The organism is Neorhizobium phenanthreniclasticum (genome assembly GCF_040066075.1).
In the GTDB taxonomy this organism is placed as follows: domain Bacteria; phylum Pseudomonadota; class Alphaproteobacteria; order Rhizobiales; family Rhizobiaceae; genus Neorhizobium; species Neorhizobium petrolearium.
In genome coordinates, this window is the sequence record NZ_JBEAAL010000014.1 from 121,506 (window position 1) to 139,931 (window position 18,426).

Annotated in this window: 12 protein-coding genes; 10 read left to right on the plus strand and 2 right to left on the minus strand. The window is 60.5% G+C overall.

Going from position 1 to position 18,426, the window contains the following annotated elements; genetic code table 11:
- Positions 1 to 25: 25 nt before the first annotated feature.
- The 10 genes from ABK249_RS18380 to ABK249_RS18425 all read left to right on the plus strand — a co-directional run bounded on the left by ABK249_RS18380 (position 26) and on the right by ABK249_RS18425 (position 15,354).
- Positions 26 to 1,036, plus strand: a complete 1,011-nt coding sequence (locus ABK249_RS18380) for an iron-siderophore ABC transporter substrate-binding protein (RefSeq protein WP_227705670.1) — start codon at positions 26 to 28, stop codon at positions 1,034 to 1,036.
- Complete coding sequence (locus tag ABK249_RS18385) at positions 1,033 to 2,073, plus strand: FecCD family ABC transporter permease (RefSeq protein WP_227705669.1); 1,041 nt, start codon at positions 1,033 to 1,035, stop codon at positions 2,071 to 2,073. The genes ABK249_RS18380 and ABK249_RS18385 overlap by 4 nt, the downstream gene beginning before the upstream one ends.
- Positions 2,070 to 3,110, plus strand: coding sequence for a FecCD family ABC transporter permease (locus ABK249_RS18390; RefSeq protein WP_227705668.1), 1,041 nt, complete (start codon positions 2,070 to 2,072; stop codon positions 3,108 to 3,110). The genes ABK249_RS18385 and ABK249_RS18390 overlap by 4 nt, the downstream gene beginning before the upstream one ends.
- Positions 3,107 to 3,934 (plus strand): ABC transporter ATP-binding protein, encoded by an 828-nt coding sequence (locus ABK249_RS18395; protein ID WP_227705667.1) that lies wholly within the window; start codon positions 3,107 to 3,109, stop codon positions 3,932 to 3,934. Before ABK249_RS18390 ends, ABK249_RS18395 begins: the two co-directional genes overlap by 4 nt.
- 549 nt (positions 3,935 to 4,483) lie before the next feature.
- Positions 4,484 to 6,265: a diguanylate cyclase gene (locus tag ABK249_RS18400; protein WP_227705666.1), complete on the plus strand. Its 1,782-nt coding sequence runs from the start codon at positions 4,484 to 4,486 to the stop codon at positions 6,263 to 6,265.
- A gap of 352 nt (positions 6,266 to 6,617) precedes the next feature.
- Complete coding sequence (bcsN, locus tag ABK249_RS18405; RefSeq protein ID WP_348863594.1) at positions 6,618 to 7,439, plus strand: cellulose biosynthesis protein BcsN; 822 nt, start codon at positions 6,618 to 6,620, stop codon at positions 7,437 to 7,439.
- A gap of 49 nt (positions 7,440 to 7,488) precedes the next feature.
- Complete coding sequence (gene bcsA / locus ABK249_RS18410; RefSeq protein WP_348863596.1) at positions 7,489 to 9,675, plus strand: UDP-forming cellulose synthase catalytic subunit; 2,187 nt, start codon at positions 7,489 to 7,491, stop codon at positions 9,673 to 9,675.
- Positions 9,672 to 12,068 (plus strand): cellulose biosynthesis cyclic di-GMP-binding regulatory protein BcsB, encoded by a 2,397-nt coding sequence (locus ABK249_RS18415; RefSeq protein ID WP_227705663.1) that lies wholly within the window; start codon positions 9,672 to 9,674, stop codon positions 12,066 to 12,068. The genes bcsA and ABK249_RS18415 overlap by 4 nt, the downstream gene beginning before the upstream one ends.
- The gene (locus ABK249_RS18420) at positions 12,065 to 13,114 is read left to right on the plus strand and encodes a glycosyl hydrolase family 8 (protein WP_227705662.1); all 1,050 of its coding nucleotides are present in this window, start codon (positions 12,065 to 12,067) and stop codon (positions 13,112 to 13,114) included. The genes ABK249_RS18415 and ABK249_RS18420 overlap by 4 nt, the downstream gene beginning before the upstream one ends.
- The gene (locus ABK249_RS18425; protein ID WP_407722186.1) at positions 13,111 to 15,354 is read left to right on the plus strand and encodes a tetratricopeptide repeat protein; all 2,244 of its coding nucleotides are present in this window, start codon (positions 13,111 to 13,113) and stop codon (positions 15,352 to 15,354) included. The genes ABK249_RS18420 and ABK249_RS18425 overlap by 4 nt, the downstream gene beginning before the upstream one ends.
- Before the next feature lie 245 nt (positions 15,355 to 15,599).
- Here ABK249_RS18425 and ABK249_RS18430 read toward each other — a convergent pair whose 3' ends face one another.
- Both ABK249_RS18430 and ABK249_RS18435 read right to left on the minus strand, forming a co-directional pair.
- Positions 15,600 to 16,697: an alpha-hydroxy-acid oxidizing protein gene (locus ABK249_RS18430; RefSeq protein ID WP_227705661.1), complete on the minus strand. Its 1,098-nt coding sequence runs from the start codon at positions 16,695 to 16,697 to the stop codon at positions 15,600 to 15,602.
- The gene (locus ABK249_RS18435; protein ID WP_227705660.1) at positions 16,697 to 18,421 is read right to left on the minus strand and encodes a thiamine pyrophosphate-requiring protein; all 1,725 of its coding nucleotides are present in this window, start codon (positions 18,419 to 18,421) and stop codon (positions 16,697 to 16,699) included. Before ABK249_RS18435 ends, ABK249_RS18430 begins: the two co-directional genes overlap by 1 nt.
- Between the last annotated feature and the right edge of the window lie 5 nt (positions 18,422 to 18,426).

Here is an 18,426-nt window from a genome sequence, read left to right on the forward strand (position 1 = left end):
TTAAACGTTTGGCGGAGTCTGCACAATGTTTCGGTTTTTGCTTTCGGCTCTGGCAGTAGCGGTCACCTGCATCTGGATAGCCGCGCCCGGCAGCGCCTCTGCGGATGACGCCACGACCTATCCGATCGTCATAAAGCATGCGCTGGGAACCACGGTCATTCCGAAGAAACCGGAGCGCATCGCGACCGTCGCGTGGGCCAATCATGAAGTTCCGCTGGCGCTCGGAGTGGTACCGGTCGGTTTCGCCAAAGCCAATTTCGGTGACGATGACGGTGACGGGGTACTCCCCTGGATTGCCCAGAGGCTGAAGGAACTGCATGCCGGCAAGCCGGTTCTCTTCGACGAGGGTGACGGAATCGATTTCGAAGCGGTGGCGGCGACAAGACCGGACGTGATACTGGCTTCTTATTCCGGTCTAAGCCAGTCCGACTATGATACGTTGAGCCAGATCGCCCCGGTCGTCGCCTATCCCGAGGCCGCGTGGTCGACCGACTGGCGCCAGATGATCCGTCTCAACAGCACCGGCATGGGCATGGCGGTGGAAGGCGAGACGCTGATCAGGAAAATCGAGGCCGAGATTTCCGAAGCCATTGCGACACATCCAGAAATCCGCGGCAAGAAGGCGATGTTCGTCACGCACCTGAACCCCCTCGACCTGAGCACGATCAACTTCTACACGACCAACGACACCCGGGTAAAATTCTTCAAGGACCTCGGACTGGAGAGCCCGAAGAGCGTCGTGGATGTGTCCGAGCCCGGCAAGTTTTCAGGTTCCATCAGCGCGGAGCGTATCGACCTCTTCGATGACGTGGACATCGTCGTCGCCTACGGCAACACGAAGCTCCTGTCGTCGGTGACGGCAAATCTGCTGATGTCGAAAATGCCGGCCGTCGAAAAGGGAGCGATCGTCATCCTGGGCGCGAATTCAGTCGGCACGGCTGCCAATCCGACGCCGCTTTCGATTTCCTGGGTCCTGAAGGACTATGTCGCACTGCTCGCCGAGGCTGCCGGGAAGTCGACCAGAAAATCGAAATGAGATCATCGAGAAGATCAGCCGTCCCGGCGTCCACAACGGCGCGGTCGAACGGCGCAAGAAGCCTTTGGCTCGCTGGGCTCGTCGCCGTGCTGGCCTCGTTGCTGATGCTGTCCGTCACGGTTGGCACGCGAGAGGTGGCGTGGGCCGACATCACCGCCGCTCTTTTCGGAAAAGTCGACGATATCGGCCAGGCCGCGGTCGCGGTCCGTGTTCCGAGGACCGTGCTGGCGCTGCTGGCCGGCGCGGCACTCGGGCTAGCCGGGGCGATCATGCAGGGCGTGACGCGCAACCCCCTCGCCGATCCGGGCATCCTCGGGGTTAACATGGGCGCGTCACTCGCTGTCGTGATCGGCGTCGCATGGTTCGATATCGCGTCGGCCGAGGCCTATATCTGGGTCGCCGTCCTTGGTGCGGGCTGTTCTGCCGTCTTTGTCTACACGATCGGTTCACTGGGACGCGGTGGCGCAACGCCGCTGAAACTGGCACTTGCCGGCGCCGCAACCTCGGTCGCATTCTCTTCTATGGTAATTGCCGTCGTTCTGCCACGGGCCGATATCGCCGGCGGCATCCGTTCCTGGCAGATCGGTGGCGTCGGCGGCGCGACATTCGAACGTATCCTGCCCGTACTGCCCTTCCTGGCGGTCGGCTTCGCGATCAGCCTTCTGTCGGCACGGAAGTTGAATTCGCTGGCTCTCGGAGACGAAATGGCAGCCGGACTTGGCGAACGGGTTGCCGTCGCCCGCGCGGTGGCTGCACTCGGCGCAATCTTGCTGTGCGGGGCGACGACGGCCATTTGCGGGCCGATCGGCTTTCTGGGCCTGGTCGTGCCGCATCTCTGCCGGCTGCTGGTCGGCGTCGATCATCGCTGGCTGCTGCCCTTCTCGGCAATAGCCGGAGCATGCCTGCTGCTGGCCGCCGATGTCGTCGGGCGCGTCTTGGCCCGGCCGGCCGAACTCGATGTCGGCATCGTCACCGCCCTGATCGGCGCGCCCTTCTTCATCTGGATCGTCCGGCGCCAGCGGGTGCGAGAACTATGATGACAATCTCGCCGACGCTTGATCTCATTGTTGACGGCCGCCGGCGGCGTGGACGCAGGCATCTGCTGATCGTTGGCCTGCTCGGCCTTCTGGTTGCGGTAGCCTTTGCGCTGACCCTGTCGATCGGGCAGTCGATCACGCCGCCGAAAGACGTCCTTCGTATCCTGCTCGGCGAGGACGTGCCGGGCGCAGCCTTCACGGTCGGGCAGTTGCGGCTGCCGCGCGCCGTGCTCGCCGTTCTTGCGGGCCTCAGCTTCGGTCTCGGGGGCGTCGCCTTCCAGATCATGCTTCGCAATCCGCTGGCGAGCCCCGATATCGTCGGCATCAGTTCCGGCGCGAGTGCAGCCGCCGTGTTCGTCATCATCGTGCTGGGAATCAAGGGGTCGGCGGTTTCGATTTTCGCCGTGGCTGCCGGCCTCGGCGTGGCGGTTCTGGTCTATGGGCTCTCGTCCAGGAACGGTGTTGCAGGCACGCGGCTCATCCTGGTCGGGATCGGCGTCTCTGCAATGCTGGAAAGCGGGATCACCTACATACTCTCGCAAGCCCCCACCTGGAGCCTGCAGGAGGCGATGCGCTGGCTGACCGGGAGCGTCAACGGCGCGCAAATCGGCCAGGCGCTGCCGCTTCTGCTTGCGCTCGCAGTCTTCGGCGGATTGCTGCTGAGCCGCTCGAGGGATCTGGAGGCACTGAGGCTTGGAGACGATACGGCCGCCGCACTCGGCGTGCGGGTTGCTGCGACACGCGTGACGATCATCATCTGCGCAGTCGGCATCATCGCATCGGCGACGGCGGTGACCGGGCCGATCGCCTTCGTCGCCTTCCTGTCCGGGCCAATCGCCGCCCGTATCGTCGGCAATAGCGGATCGCTCCTGATCCCATCCGCCCTCGTGGGCGCATTGCTCGTCCTTGGAGGCGACTATGTCGGGCAGTTTCTTTTGCCGGGCCGTTATCCGGTCGGCGTCGTCACCGGTGCACTGGGCGCTCCTTACCTGATTTTTTTGATCGTGCGCGTCAACCGGACCGGAGGCTCGCTATGACCGTTCATACCCTCACCGCCAGCGAACTTTCCGCCGGCTATGGCGAAGCCGATATCCTGCATGATCTCGACCTTGTGGTGCCGCCCGGCAAGATCACCGTCATCGTCGGCGCCAATGCCTGCGGCAAGTCCACGCTTCTGCGCACCATGTCCCGGCTGCTTTCGCCGCGTCGGGGACAGGTCCTGCTGGATGGCAAGTCGATCCATCGAACACCGCCGCGGGAACTGGCGCAAACCCTCGGCCTGCTTCCCCAATCGCCGATCGCGCCGGAAGGCATCACCGTCGCCGATCTCGTCAGCCGCGGCAGGCATCCGCACCAGAACCTCTTTTCCCGCTGGACCCGCAAGGACGACGAAGCCGTGGATAGCGCGCTGACCGCGACCAAGACAGCCGAGCTTGCCGAACGGCCGGTGGACGAACTGTCCGGCGGGCAGCGTCAGCGGGTCTGGATCGCCATGGCGCTGGCGCAGGAGACAAACGTCCTGCTGCTCGACGAGCCGACGACGTTTCTCGATATCAGCCATCAGATGGAGGTTCTCGACCTTCTGACCGACCTCAATCACACACGCGGCACCACCGTCGTCATGGTTCTCCACGACCTTAACCTCGCGGCCCGGTATGCGGACCATCTCGTCGCCATGAGGGAAGGCCGCGTACATGTTTCCGGCCTGCCAGAAGACGTGTTGACCGAGGAGAACGTGCGGCAGGTTTTCGGCCTTGAAAGCCGCATCATCATAGACCCCACATCCGGCCGACCGATCATGCTCCCGATCGGCCGCCATCGCATGGCAAAACAGCAAGATCTCAAAGAGAACCTGGCATGACGCGATCCAGGAATTCAGCTTCTCGGGCATTGCGCTGCCGATTGATGCCGGCACTATGCGAACAAGCCTTGCTGACCAGCAGGCTAGGCTCTGCACGCATTCGCATTGAGGACGGGAGGCTCCTGATCGAATTGAGGTGCCTCTCGGAGCAGGCGCTCCAGATGAGCCGCACCAGCATTGCGGAACACCTGTTCTATTTCGTCGGTGAGGATCCTTTCGTGCCGATCTGATCCGAGCCGGCACCCCGGCGGATGATCGAGAACCTTCATCACGTCACCGTCGTTTCAGCCGAGGATGTTACGTCGCATATGCGTCCTCTATCCTCCCAGAGCAGGTCCGCGCGAGGAAGGCAATCTCGTCGCCGAAACGTCTGACCACGAAGCGGTGCTCTTCGAGTGACGCTTCCGGATCGAATAGCTTCACGTTTACTGCGTGGAGTGGCCGTGCTTTGAAAGAAATCTTCGGGAGAGCTCTTGCCGGCTTTTCTGGTGCTTGCATGTGAGGGTTCTCTTTAATGCTCCTTCAACGAGCGGCCGATATCCTGCGTTCATGAGAATAAGCACGATCACCAACTGGGCCTATGCCATCACAGTCGTTCTCACGGCCCTTTCAGGCGCTGCCTTCATCATGTCGTCGCGGAGCGCCGTCCAGGAACGGCTTGCCGTCGAGGAGCACCTGACCTTTGACACATTGGCGGAGGAGCTTGCGCTCGGAGCCGAAGTCAGAAGCGATGAGGCCAGGCTCTATGTCATGCACGGTGAAGAGCGGCATCTGCAAGCGTTTCGCGCGGAAGAGGAAGGGGAGCGGCGGCACGAGGCCGCCGCAGCCAAGCTCGCTTCTCAAGATCTGTCACCGACGGAGGCCGGGGCGCTGCAGGAGATCGACACGGAAGCGGAGGAGCTGGACAAGATCGAGATCACGGCAATCGAGGCCTTCCAGCGCGGGGACAGGAGCGGCGCGCAAGGTATGCTCTTCGGGCCAGAACACGAAAGACTGCAAGCCGCGCTTCTCGACACCGTTACTCATTTCCGGGATTTGACCGCGACACGCACGGGTATGCAGCTCCAGGCGGCACAGGCACGCAGCGACTGGTGGGGCCTTGTTGCCAAGATCATGCTCGCGATAACAGGGCTGCTTTTCCTCGGCGTTCTCTACTTCATCTTAAGACGACGGGTCGCCGTACCGCTTGTGCGCATGACCGGCATCGTCGGCAGGCTGGCGAAACAGGACTATACAGTCGATGTTCCCGCCGACCCGCGGCGCGATGAAATCGGCGAGATGAACCAGGCCATCCAGATATTCCGCGCCAATGGCATCGAACGGGAGCGGCTCGACGCCGAAAGGAGAGCGGATCAGCGCACCAAGGACCTTATCCTGCAGATGATGCATCGCCTGCAGGCATGTGCAAACGGAGCGGAACTCGCCGATGTCGTCGCTCGCTTCGCTCCTCAGATTTTCCCCGACATCGCCGGTGGCCTCTACGTTCTCGATGGAAGCCAGGTGTCCCTGACACGTGCGAGCGCATGGCTCGACCCTCATCATTCCGAGGTCACCTTCCCGGCGTCAGCGTGCTGGGGTCTACGGCGCGGCCGTCCCCATGCAAGCGGCGGAGACGACGCTGACGTTTCTTGTCTCCATCTCGACGGAGCGGAAGTGACTGCCCTTTGTGTCCCATTGACGGCTCAGGGCGATACGATTGGCCTTCTCTATCTTGAAGAGCGTGGGGGTAAGGCGCTTCGTCTGGAAAGCAGCCGTCTTTATCTGGAGCTGATTGCCGAGAATGTCGGTCTTGCAATCGCCAATCTTCAACTCCGTGAGAAACTTACTGCTCTCGCCGCACGTGACCCGCTTACGGGTCTGTTCAACCGCCGTTTCCTGGACGAGACATTGGAGAGGTACAGCCGAGATCTGGCGGATCAACCGCTTGCATGCCTGATGATTGATATCGATCATTTCAAACGCTTCAACGACGAGTTCGGCCATGACGCGGGTGACATGGTGATGCGATATGTTGGGCGGGTGCTGCGCGACGTGGTCGGACAATCCGGCCATGCGTTCCGCTTTGGCGGCGAAGAGTTCACCATCCTGCTTCCCGGCCTTAGCGAAGCGGAGGGGTTTCAGTTGGCCGAGGAGTTGCGGGAAAAGGTCAGCAGCGGCGTGCTCTCGCATTCAGGCCGGATCATCGGGAGTGTCTCGATCTCCTTGGGAGTAGCAGCCTCTCCGATGGAGGGGTCGGTGGAGACGCTGGTGGCACGCGCTGATGCCGCGTTGCTGAAAGCCAAGTCACAAGGTCGCAATCAGACTGTCGCGGCAAGCCGGGGTGGTCGGTAACGGGCTTCGACACGGCGCGGAAAACCGAACGGAGTTTCCGGTCCGTGGCCTCAAAAGCCGGCAACAATCTGTGGAGAATTTATCCAAAATGGCCCGTTCGGGAATGTTAACAACCCGTTAAGCATATTTGTTGTTTATTGAATTCTAATAGTCCTGCGTCGTTGAATGCAAAATTCCCCGCCCGAATTGCCGAGGTCATCCAGGGAAAACGACATTGCCGATTTCAATTGCGCGCATCCTGTGGATTGTTACCGGGCTGGGCGCCACGGTTACACTTTCAGCATGCAGCACGACCGGAAATGTCGGACACCCGTCGGGACCGCAGCTTGTACCCAGTGAGAAAGCCCTCATAATGCCGCCTCCGGGCGGGCCGGCAATCGTGGGAGTGGTGGAGCGCATCCGGGGTAACGGCATCGAGCAGACCGTGGCGCTTTCGACCTCCTCGAAAATCCCGGGACAGAACTATCTCAGAATTCATTTCTTCGGTGCTCAAGGATCTGCGCCGGACGTCCCCGGCGCGACGTTCAGGACCATCAACGAAAACGACCTCCGGCGCGAGATTGCCCGCGCCGCGCCAGGCGTCCCAATGGTCCGTGCGGCGACCTTTCTCCAGAATACCTACGGCCCATTCGGCTATGCGTCCGGACGAGGCCAAGGCGGCGATACATGCCTGTTTGCCTGGCAGCAGATTCGCTCCCCCAGCACATCCTCTGGCATAGGCCGCGGGTTCGGCATGATCCAGGTAAGGCTCAGGCTCTGCGACAATCAGGCAACTGCGCGGCAGATGCTGAATGCAATGTACGGCTTTACCATCGTCGGAACGTTCAAGGGTAGAATGTGGAATCCTTACGGCGACGTAGCCGAGGCGGACGAAAGACTAGGCCGCACCGGAGAACCGATTTATCCGGAAGGCGCGTTTTCCCGGCGATCCGTCTCCCTCGGCTACGGCATGTCAACGGGCGCCCCCCAACCCCTTCCTGCTCGTCCCAAGGCGGTGGAGCAGGTTTGTCAGCCGGAGACCGAAGCGGCAGCTCCAGCCGGGCCGCGTGTTCCACTGCCGGATCCGGGAGCGGGCGTATCCGGCAGCTCCAGTTCAACCGAGGCGACGGGAACCACTGTTCCTTCACCTGATTGCATAGGCACCGCAGCCATGACAGCGGCGTGCCGGAAATAATGGCGCATCCGGCACGTTTTCGTGCCGACTTTCTGCCAGAGGAATGCCAATGCGTAAGGTGCAAAGCATCATTTTGTGGGCAGTCATTACGGTTTGCGTAATCGGATTGATCACGCTTCCGGTCAATCTTCAGACCCAGCTCATCGCCAGCACCACTGTCGTTTCGCTCATGGCCATCATCAAGATTCTGAAGGCCGGCGGGGTCTGGCGTCTGATAGCCCTCGCGTTCGGCACTGCCATCGTCCTGCGGTATGTCTACTGGCGCACGACCGAAACGCTTCCTCCCGTGAACCAGCCCGAGAACTTCATCCCCGGCCTGCTTCTCTACCTCGCCGAGATGTACAGCGTCATGATGCTGGGGCTGAGCCTTTTCATCGTCGCTATGCCCATGGCGTCCCGCCCGTCCCGCGTCACGGAAAAGAAACTCTATCCGTCCGTCGATGTCTTCGTTCCATCCTATAACGAGGAAGTCACACTGTTGACCAATACGCTCGCCGCGGCAAAAGCCATGGATTATCCGGCTGACAAGCTGACGGTCTGGCTATTGGACGACGGAGGGACCCTGCAAAAGCAGAACTCGCCGGATGTGCGCGAAGCCGAAGCGGCAATAGCCCGAAATCAGATCCTGAACAGTCTCTGCGACGAACTCGGGGTCAACTACCTCACCCGCACCCACAACCAGCACGCCAAAGCGGGCAATCTCAATAACGGCCTGAAACATTCGAAGGGAGAACTGGTTGCCGTTTTCGATTCAGATCACGCTCCCGCGCGCGATTTTCTACTGGAGACGGTGGGTTATTTTGCGGATGACCCGAAGCTTTTCCTGGTTCAGACGCCGCACTTTTTCATCAACCCGGATCCTCTGGAGCGAAATCTCCGCACATTCGACCGGATGCCGAGCGAAAACGAGATGTTCTACGGCATCATCCAGAGGGGGCTTGATAAGTGGAACGCCGCCTTCTTCTGCGGTTCGGCCGCTGTACTCAGTCGCCGTGCGCTGGAAACCACAGAAGGGTTCAGCGGGATCAGCATCACGGAAGACTGCGAGACAGCGCTGGCGCTTCACAGTGCCGGATGGAATAGTGTCTATGTCGACAAACCGTTGATTGCCGGTCTGCAGCCGGCCACATTTGCAAGCTTTATCGGCCAGCGAAGCCGCTGGGCGCAGGGAATGATGCAAATTCTGCGCTTCCGCTTCCCGCTTTTGAAGCGCGGCTTATCCTTTCCTCAGCGGCTCTGTTACATGTCGTCGACATTGTTCTGGCTGTTCCCCTTTCCACGCACGATCTTTCTCTTCGCGCCGCTTTTCTACCTTCTGTTGGATCTGCAGATATTTACGGCTTCCGGAGGCGAGTTTCTGGCCTATACGCTCGCCTATATGCTCGTGAATCTGATGATGCAGAATTACCTTTACGGATCATTCCGCTGGCCGTGGATTTCGGAGCTCTACGAATATGTCCAGACCGTGCATCTGTTGCCCGCCGTTATTTCGGTCATGGTCAATCCGCGCAAACCAACCTTCAAGGTCACCGCCAAGGACGAGTCGGTTGCGGTCAGCCGGCTCTCGGAAATCAGCCGGCCCTTCTTCGTCATCTTTGCCGCCTTGGCCATTGCTCTGGGAATTGCTGTCTATCGTGTCTACACCGAGCCTTACAAGGCGGATGTCACGTTGGTTGTCGGCGGCTGGAATCTGCTCAATCTCATTCTTGCCGGCTGCGCGCTGGGGGTGGTCTCCGAACGCGGAGAACCTTCGTCATCCAGGCGAGTAAAAGTCCGCCGCCGCTGCGAATTCGGCATGGGTGGGACCTGGCATCCCGCGTCCATCGAAGATGTTTCCGTCGGCGGCACCCGCCTCCAGGTCTTTAGCCGTGCCCTGTCCCAGTCAGATCTTTCCGCAGAAGCCGCAATCAGATTTCAACCCCATGGCGGAGGAGAACCTGTCATGCTTCCCCTCGTTATCAGACGGGTCGAGCCTTCAGGGGATGCGACGATGCTCGGCTGCCAGTATCAGCCGAAGGGGCCGCTGGACCATCGTTGGATTGCCGATCTGATTTTTGCCAACTCCGCCCAATGGGCTGAGTTTCAACAGAGCCGACGTCGCAATCCCGGGCTTCTGCGCGGAACGATCTGGTTTCTTGGGTTATCCATCTACCAGACCCATCGGGGATTGCTATATTTCCTCCTTGGGATAACGCGGAGGCGCGATAATAAACCCGGCGGGAGCAACAGCCAATGAACCGCTCCCTTGCATGCCTGACACTCGCTCTGACAGCTCTTCTCGCTGTCGTGCGGATTTCGGACGCCCAGCCCGCGCCCTTCGACATGTCGGGCGAACGACCGCCAGAGCCGCCTGCCCCACCCCGCTTGGTATTTCCCGATCTTTCCCGCCCTCCCGTCCCCCAGGATCGGACATCCGCTCCTCAGAGACATGCGCCAGCGCCTTCCGACGCCGCACCTCGACCCGCCGCAGATGCACGGGAACAGGACAGAAGCCGCCGGTATCTTGTCCCAGCGTCCGATCTCGCCCTGGCAGGAGAGTACGACCGCCGCTCCTGGTCGATCTACCTGACGGAAGAACAGGCCGCATCGCCGGCAAAGCTCAATCTCCAATATCAGAACGCAATCGTCGTTGCTCCGGAAGCCTCGTTGCTGACGGTGTCGATCAACGAACACGAGATCGTACGGCAACGAATCAGCTCACCAAACGGTCCAAATAGGCTTGCGTTTGACGTCCCGCCCAACGTCCTTCATCCCGGCGGAAATCTTGTCGAGTTTCGCGCGACTCAACGTCATCGGACGGATTGCGATATACGATCTACCTATGACCTCTGGACCAATGTCGACCCTTCGCAAACCTATCTTGAATTTACCGGTATCCCCGCTCCCGCGCCGTCGGTGACCGAGGCAGTCCGGGCCGTGGGCGGTGATGCAAACGGCAATACTGAATTCCAGTTTCTCGTACCGGCTGCGGGGCAAGCGGGCCGCACCAAATCATTGCTTCGGCTCGCACAAGGCTTGTCGCTTCTGTCCGGAATGCCAAACCAGCTCTTTTCTTTCAACTCCGACCGTCTCGGAGCACTTGGCCCTGGCAAGTTCGGTGTAATCATTGGTACTGTCGCTGAGCTGCAGCCCGTTTTCCCCGCACTCCCTCCGTCAGCAGGATCCGCGGCGACAGCAGCCCTGGTTAAGGATCCCAACAGCGATGAACAGGTGCTTCTGCTTACGGGGCCTTCCTGGAATGCGATCGATGCAGCTGTCGAGACCATAGTTGCGCCCACGGATCGCCCCCCCGAAATTCGGCGCGATGTCATGGCCACGCAGCGCTGGGCAGCACCCGATGCGCCGCTTCTCTTCGGCGGAGAGAGACTCTCCTTCTCTCAATTGGGGTTAAGGACCACGGAATTTTCGGGCCGCCGGTTCCGCACCAGCTTCAACATAGCGGTTCCGTCTGATTTCTATGCAAGCGCCTACGGCGAAGCAAACTTGCTGATCGATGCAGCGTTTGCAGCGAATGTCCGGCCCGGCAGTCATCTCGACGTATATGTGAACGGAAACGTCGCCACGAACTTGCCGATCACATCCGATAACGGCGGCCTTTTTCGGCATCTCCCCATCCGTATGACGCTCCGCCACTTCAAGCCTGGCCTCAACTCCGTCTCGCTTGAGGCCATTCTCCTTACCGACGAAGATGATGTCTGCATTCCCGGCAGCACGGCTTCCACTGAACCTCGCTTCGCGCTTTTCGACAGTTCCGAATTCAACATGCCGCAATATGCGCGGATCGGCCGGAATCCCAGCCTGGAGGCGCTTTCAGGGACGGCTTTTCCCTACAGCCGCAGGACGGACCCAATCATGCTCTGGATGGATCGCTTCGACGCCAACACGCTGACGGCCACCTCGACATTTCTATCACGTCTTGCATTCGTAGGGGGACACCCGATTACCGTCGAACCCGTTGCCTCCCCGGGTGCCATTGGCAACCGCGATGCTCTTTTTGCAGGATCGATCTCGCAAATACCCTCGACGGTGCTATCTCAAGTCAATATCGCGCCGGAAAGCGTTGCCACGTGGCGTGCCGCCGGAGCGCCTGTCCAGAACGAGGACACGATGGCGACATTTGAAAAGTGGCGCACGCAAGTCCGGGGAAGCATCTGGCGCGACCAGATTGCTCGATTTCAGGAATGGCTGAATCGTAATTTCAACATATCGTTGAGTTCGTTCCAGCTTTTGCCACAGCCAGAGCAGATATTTCATCCTTCAAGCAACGATACCTTTATTCTCGCGCAGGGCCAAAGCACCAACGGAAACGGCTCCTGGACCGTGATCAGCGCCCGAACCCCGGAGGAACTTCGACAGGGCGCAGAGGCGCTCACGCGTCAGCAGAACTGGCAACAGGTTACAGGGCGAATTACGACTTATGAAGGCAAAATACAGAAAGTTGCGTCTCTGTCTGCCTCACGCTTCACCTTTGTGCAGACCGTCAGCCCATCGCTCGGAAACTACCGCCTGATCGCAGCCAACTGGCTTTCGAACAATATACTCTTCTATTCATTGGCGCTCGTGGCTCTGGCTGTCTTCCTGGGGCTATCGACGGCGGCTCTGCTTTCCTCCTTTGGGAGGAGCAGATGAAGGACCGGCCCCGATGGATCATCATAGGCATGTTCGCCCTTGCAGTTTCGGTCAGTTCGGCGGCGGCGCAACAGCCGCATGTCTCAAAGGAATTCTGGTCTCTTTATAAAGCCAGGTTTCTGAACGGGAGCGGCCGGATTGTCGACAATGCCAATGGCGACATCAGCCATAGCGAAGGACAGGGATACGGTCTGCTTCTTTCCTTCCTCGCCGACAATCCTGCCGATTTCGAGCAGATCTGGTCGTTCACCCGCACCGAGCTTCTTATTCGCGATGACGGTCTGGCGGCCTGGAAATGGGATCCTGCCGCGACCCCTCATGTTACTGACAGCAACAACGCGACCGATGGTGACATTCTGATCGCTTATGCCTTGGCGCTCGCGGGCTCTTCATGGCATCGGCTCGACTATGTGGAACAGGCGGTAAGGATCGCAAACAGTCTGCTGTCGCACACTGTCGTGGGAGTCAAAGGGCAAACCGTTCTCTTACCGGCCACAGCAGGGTTCGGCGCAGGTGAGCGAGAAGATGCTCCGGTCATAAATCCTTCCTATTGGATTTTCGAAGCCCTGCCGGTGATGGCGTTGCTCGCGCCTTCCGACGATTGGGCCAAGCTGTCCGAGGATGGGCTGGCATTGCTGCGTGTCTCGCAGTTTGGTCCACGAAGGCTTCCGGCAGAATGGGAGAGCCTTGCCCAAAAGCCAAAGCCCGCCGCCGGTTTTCCGCAGGAATTCGGCTATAACGCCGTGAGGATACCGCTCTATCTCATGAGGGCGAACATATATGACAGGGACCTGCTCACTCGCCTCTCTCAAGGCATGACCAACGAAGGAGGAACCTTATCGACGATCGATCTGGAAACAGGCCGGACCAAGGAACCGCTGAGCGACCCAGGTTATCAAATTATTAACCATGTTATAGGCTGTGTACTTAACGGGACAAAGTTGCCAGCCTCGGTCCAACAGTTCGAGCCAATCCTGTATTATCCGTCCACGCTGCAGCTGTTGGCACTTGCATTCGTCAGGGAAAGGCATCCGGAGTGTCTTTGAAGCTGTCATGGATTCTTTTCTTGACTGCGGCGATATCGGGGGGCCTCCTGACGTCGATCGCCGGCGACGCTTCCGTTGATGACATCTTCACCCAGTCTCAGACCGCGCTTGGCGCTTCCGGAGCGCCCAGGGGAAACCGCCTGGCCCAAAACGAGCAAAATCCCGATGCCGGGACGATTGCAGAGCAGATTCGCGCGACGCAACGGCCTCCGCGATCAAGCCAACAGGGCACCGATTCCTTCCCTGCCCCGATTGTCTCTCAAGTTCAGCCGCCCCCGACCGGAGAAGACGGAACTGGCCAGTCCGCCCCAGAGCAGCCAATCGAACCGGAGGTCGACGAAAGCGCTCTGCGGTATTTTGCGGCACGGGGGGATCGGGCCAGGCTCGAAGCGGAGATCGCCCGCTTGCGTACGCTTTATCCGAACTGGACGCCTCCCCCAGATCCGCTTGCCGTTCCGGAAAATCGCGACCGGCAACTGGAAGACATGTGGCAGCTTTATTCGGAAGGGCATTACGCGGAAGTCCGCAAAGCGATTGCCGAAAGGCTGGCAAGGGAGAGCGGATGGCAGCCGCCCCCCGATCTTCTGGAAAGGCTCCAGGTCGCGGAATCGCGTGTCCGGCTGGTGAACGCGTCGAATCTCAAGCAATATTCAACCGTCATCGAGATTGGAGCTGCCACTTCGAGCCTCCTCAATTGCGGCGACGTGGACGTGCTGTGGCGTATTGCCGAAGCCTTCATCCGGACGGATCGCCGACAAAGAGGCGTTGATGCCTATACCTATATCCTGAAGAACTGCACTAATTCTCAGGAACGATCTGCGACGATCGAGAAGGCAGCCGAGCTCCTGCCCTATGGTTCCGTTCAGGCTCTCCTTGCGCTTGAACAGACCGGTCAATCCGGCAGTCGCGAGTTCGACGGAATTCGCAACGAGCTGGCTCGTCGGTTCGTGGGCGAAGCCGGCGAAAAACCAGAGCTTACAATCGACTCGCAATATTTGGAGCGCATCCGAGGGCTGGCTGCTCGGGAGCAGCGCGCTTCGGACTCTCTACTGCTGGGCTGGTACTATCTTCGCCGCAACAATATGGCGGAAGCCGAGCGATGGTTTCGCGCCTCACGAGAGAAGGAAAATTCTGCCGCAGCGTCGCAAGGGCTTGCCGTTGCGCTGATTGCCCGAAATGCTGCGGCCGAAGCCGAAGAGGTTATGTACGGTTGGAGGAGCGACTCCGAGGAAGCGACGGCGACCTATCTGGCTGCAACCGCCAATCTCCTTTCCGGTGATCCGTTGCCTTCTATCCCGGAGCCTGTCTTACAACGCATGGCTGTGGCGGTACTCCAGGAAAAATATGTGCCGACTGCTCAACAACTGGGCTGGTATGCCCGTGCGCTGGACCAGCCGCAAACGGCCATACGCTGGTTCGAGACGGCTTTACAGTGGAAACCGGATGACGAACCATCGGCCTACGGGCTCGCCATCACGAAACAGCAGATCAATGACAGGGCCGGAGTACAGGCGCTTCAGCGTGCCTGGGCCGGTCGTTCCGAACGCATAGCCAATCTGGCTCTGTTGACGGCCCGCACGCCCTCCTCCGCCCCCACAAGACCGCCCGTTTCCAGCGGAACATCAATACAAGCCCGCCCTTCGGCCAGCCCAGACGGTCCCTCGCCGAAAGCGGTAGTCGCCGGCAGGGAAGCAGGGCCGGCCGAGACGCGCAGGTCGATCGGCTGTTCGACGACCGCGCAGATAACAGGTCTTTCCTCCGATCAGGCGCTTGCGCGCGGATGGTGTCTCATGGACCTCAACCGGCCGATCGAGGCAGCTGCGGCATTTGAGGTCGCACTTCAAAGTCGCACGCAGCGCGTCCGCGAGGACGCCGCCTATGGGCAGAGCCTGGCTTATCTCAGGCTCGGTCTCACAAGCAAAGCTGCAGTGGCTGCCACAAAGGCTCCGCAGAGTTCGCAAAGGGCTGTGGAGCTTCAGGTCGCGATCCTGGCCGATTACGCAATTTCCGCCTTCGATGCCGGACGTTACAGGGAGGCCCTCATCTATCTCGATCAGCGGTCCGAACTGCGGCCGGAATCGGCTGACCTGACGATCCTGCGCGGCTACAGCTACATGAATCTCGACAGGCCTCGGGACGCGTTGAGAATTTTCGAGGCGGTGGCGGCAACCGGCAATCGGGACGCAAGCCGCGGCATGGCGGACGTGCGGGCAATGCTACAGCTGGGAGGTGGCACCTGATGCTGCATCCGCTGCGCCCTGTTGAAGGATGTGCTCGCAGGCAGATATAGGCCGGCTGCCGTTGACGATTTAGCGCGCCACTTCACACTCCTTTGCGGTCAACACCGCCGAACTCGGCGGGCAGTCCCGCAAGTGCTCGAAGGTCCAGACCATCAGATGGAACGGACCGGCGGGCGTCAACGTGCGCCCGCACGCCCGTGTCCAGATGATCGCACTGCATGAAGCGTTCGGGCACCGTCAAGTCATTAAGATCGGGAATTGAAGGTGCGCTGGCCCATCAGCGCCAACGTCCGGTCTATTTCAACCTGCAGCAGACCGACGACGTCTACGACGCCCTTCTCGCCACCGGTGGCAAGGCCGAAAAGAGCCGCCCTGCCGATCATCACCGCACTTGCACCCAGCGACATCGCCTTGACGATATCGCTGCCGCGACGGATGCCGCTGTCGACAACGATCGGCGCCTTGACGGCTGAGAAGCCGGGCAGAACCTCGATCGGCGCAGGAGCGGCATCGAGCTGGCGTCCGCCGTGGTTGGAGACGACAACCGCATCAACGCCGAGGGAAACGGCGCGTTCCGCATCGGCCGGATGCAGCAGTCCCTTGACCAGCAGGCGGCGCGGCCAGCGGTCGCGCAGGCGCTTCAGGTCGTCCCAGTCGAAACTCGCATCCATCTTACGGGAAAGCAGTGCCGCCTGGGTGTTCGGATCGGTGATCGTGGCGGTCGCAAGATTGGCCATGGCCGGCGCACCATGCCGACCAACGTTCCAGAGCCATCGCGGATGGCAAAGCACATCCGCAATCGTCTTCGGCCGGAAGTGGAACGGCATGATGAAGTTGTTGCGCTCGTCCCGCTCCCGTTTGCCGCCCATCGGCACGTCGACCGTCAGAACCAGATGGCTGAAACTGGCCGCCAGTGCCCGGTCCACGAGTTGATCGGCGAAATCGCGGTTCATGACATAGAGCTGGAACCAGAGATCGCCATTCGAGGCATTGGCGACCTGTTCGATGGAATTGTTGGAGGCCGTCGACAGTGCGAATGGTATGCCGAGTCGTGCCGCCGCTCTCGCAAGCAGGATGTCGCCGTCTTTGCGGTAGAGACCGTTCAGCCCGGTCGGCGCGATGACGATCGGGGTCGGCAGGCGCCGACCGAACCAGTCGACGCTCTGGTCGCGCACCGAGACATCGTTGAGCAGCCGGGGCGTCAGTCTGATCTGTTCGAAGGCCGCGCGGTTTTCCTTCACCGCCACCTCGTCTTCCGAACCGCCGTCCAGATAATCGAAGACGAAGCGCGGCAATAGCCGCCGCGCCTCCTGCCGATAATCCTCGACGTTCAGCAAGGCCATCAGGGCGCGATCCGGATTTCGACCAACGCTTGCGTCTTCTTGACCGTGACGTGCTCGATGGCGGCTTCCAGCACCGCGCCGAGATCCTCGGCACGCTCGACCTTGGCCGTCCAGGCGCGGCTTGCGGCCGCGACCTGGGTAAAGTCAGGCGTCGGGACAAGCGAGACGAGCGGCATGGAGTTCGTTTTAGCCGCAAACCCGTCCGGATAGACACCGAGTACGGACTGGCGCACCGCGCCCCATTCGACATTATTCAACACCAGAACGAGAAGCGGGATTTCCATAGCCTCAGCGATCTGGTGGCAGGCGACGGGGTTCGAGAACATGTACGAGCCGTCACCCATCGTCGCGATCACCAGCTTGCCCGGATCGGCAAGCTTCATGCCGAGACCGGTCGGGAAGGACCATCCGAGACCGCCCGAATGCGGTTCCTGATACCAGGATCCGTGATCGCGCAATGTCAGCGGCTCGAGTGGGGCGCCGAGTTCGGACAGGACCGTCGCCTTCCTGCCCTCGATCGCCTTCGAGAGGGTAAAGCTCACAAAGGCTTTGGTCATCAGTTCGCCATTGCCGGCTTTGGCCTGCGCCTGCACCTCGGCACGACGCTTGCTGGACGCCTTCTCCACGCTTGCCCGGCGAGTGCTGCGCTCCTTGGACGTCGCATCAAGATAGACGCCGGCGGCCTTTTCGAGCTGAAGGATTACCTCCGCGGTATCGCCGGTCAGCGCCACGTCGGAGGGAAAATTGCGGACCGGGAAGCGGGAATAAAGCGGATCCTGGCCGATATGCACGACCTTGCAGCCCTCGCCCAGAGGGTGGATGTCCGGCGACCAGGGTGCAAGGCAATCAATCACCAGCACGAGATCCGCTTCCGCCAGCCATTTGGCCGGATCGACCCCGACGGCCATCGGATGGTCGGTCGGCACGCCGAGCTGGATCGCCCAGTACTGGCAGACCGGAATGCCCCAGTCGAGCGCCAGCTTCGACAACGTTTCGAAGCCTTCCTGTGAGCCGGCACCGCGCTGGGAGATGATCAGGGGGCGCTTCGCCTCACTCAGAAGTCTTGCCGCCGCCTCGATATCGGCGGAGCGGGGTGCCGCTATCGCCGGCGCGATGCGGCCCGGATTATCCAGTTCATCGGACGGGCATTGTTCACAGAGCACTTCGCGCGGCAGGCTGAGATAGACGGGCCCGCGAGGTGTCGAATTGGCGATCGCATGGGCGCGATCGATGATATCCACCGCCTGTTCGGGGAACCTAAGTTCGTAGTCCCACTTCACCGTTTCGCGGATCATCGCGGCCTGGTCACGCATTTCCTGACCCCAGCTGATCGGCACGGTGCGGGCACCGAGGCGGCCCTTTTCGACGACGGGCGTGCGGCCGGAGAAGATCAGCATCGGAATATGTTCCGTCGCGGCATTGATCGCCCCGATGGCGCAATTGGCGAGGCCGACATTGGTATGGGCCATAACGGCCTGCGCCTTTCCGGTCGCGAGATAATAGCCGTGGGCCATGCCCATCGCGGCATTTTCATGCGGGATGACGATTGCCTTCGGCAGGGGGATCTGCTTTGCCGAGGCTTCCGCCAGCCCTTCGATGATCGGCGGGAAGTCCGTGCCGGAATTGGCGAAGATATAGTCCACTCCGACCGCCTTCAGGCGCGCCAGGATGGCGCCGCCGGCGGTGATCGTGTCAGCCCTTGAAGTGGCCTTTGCATCGGTCATGGAAA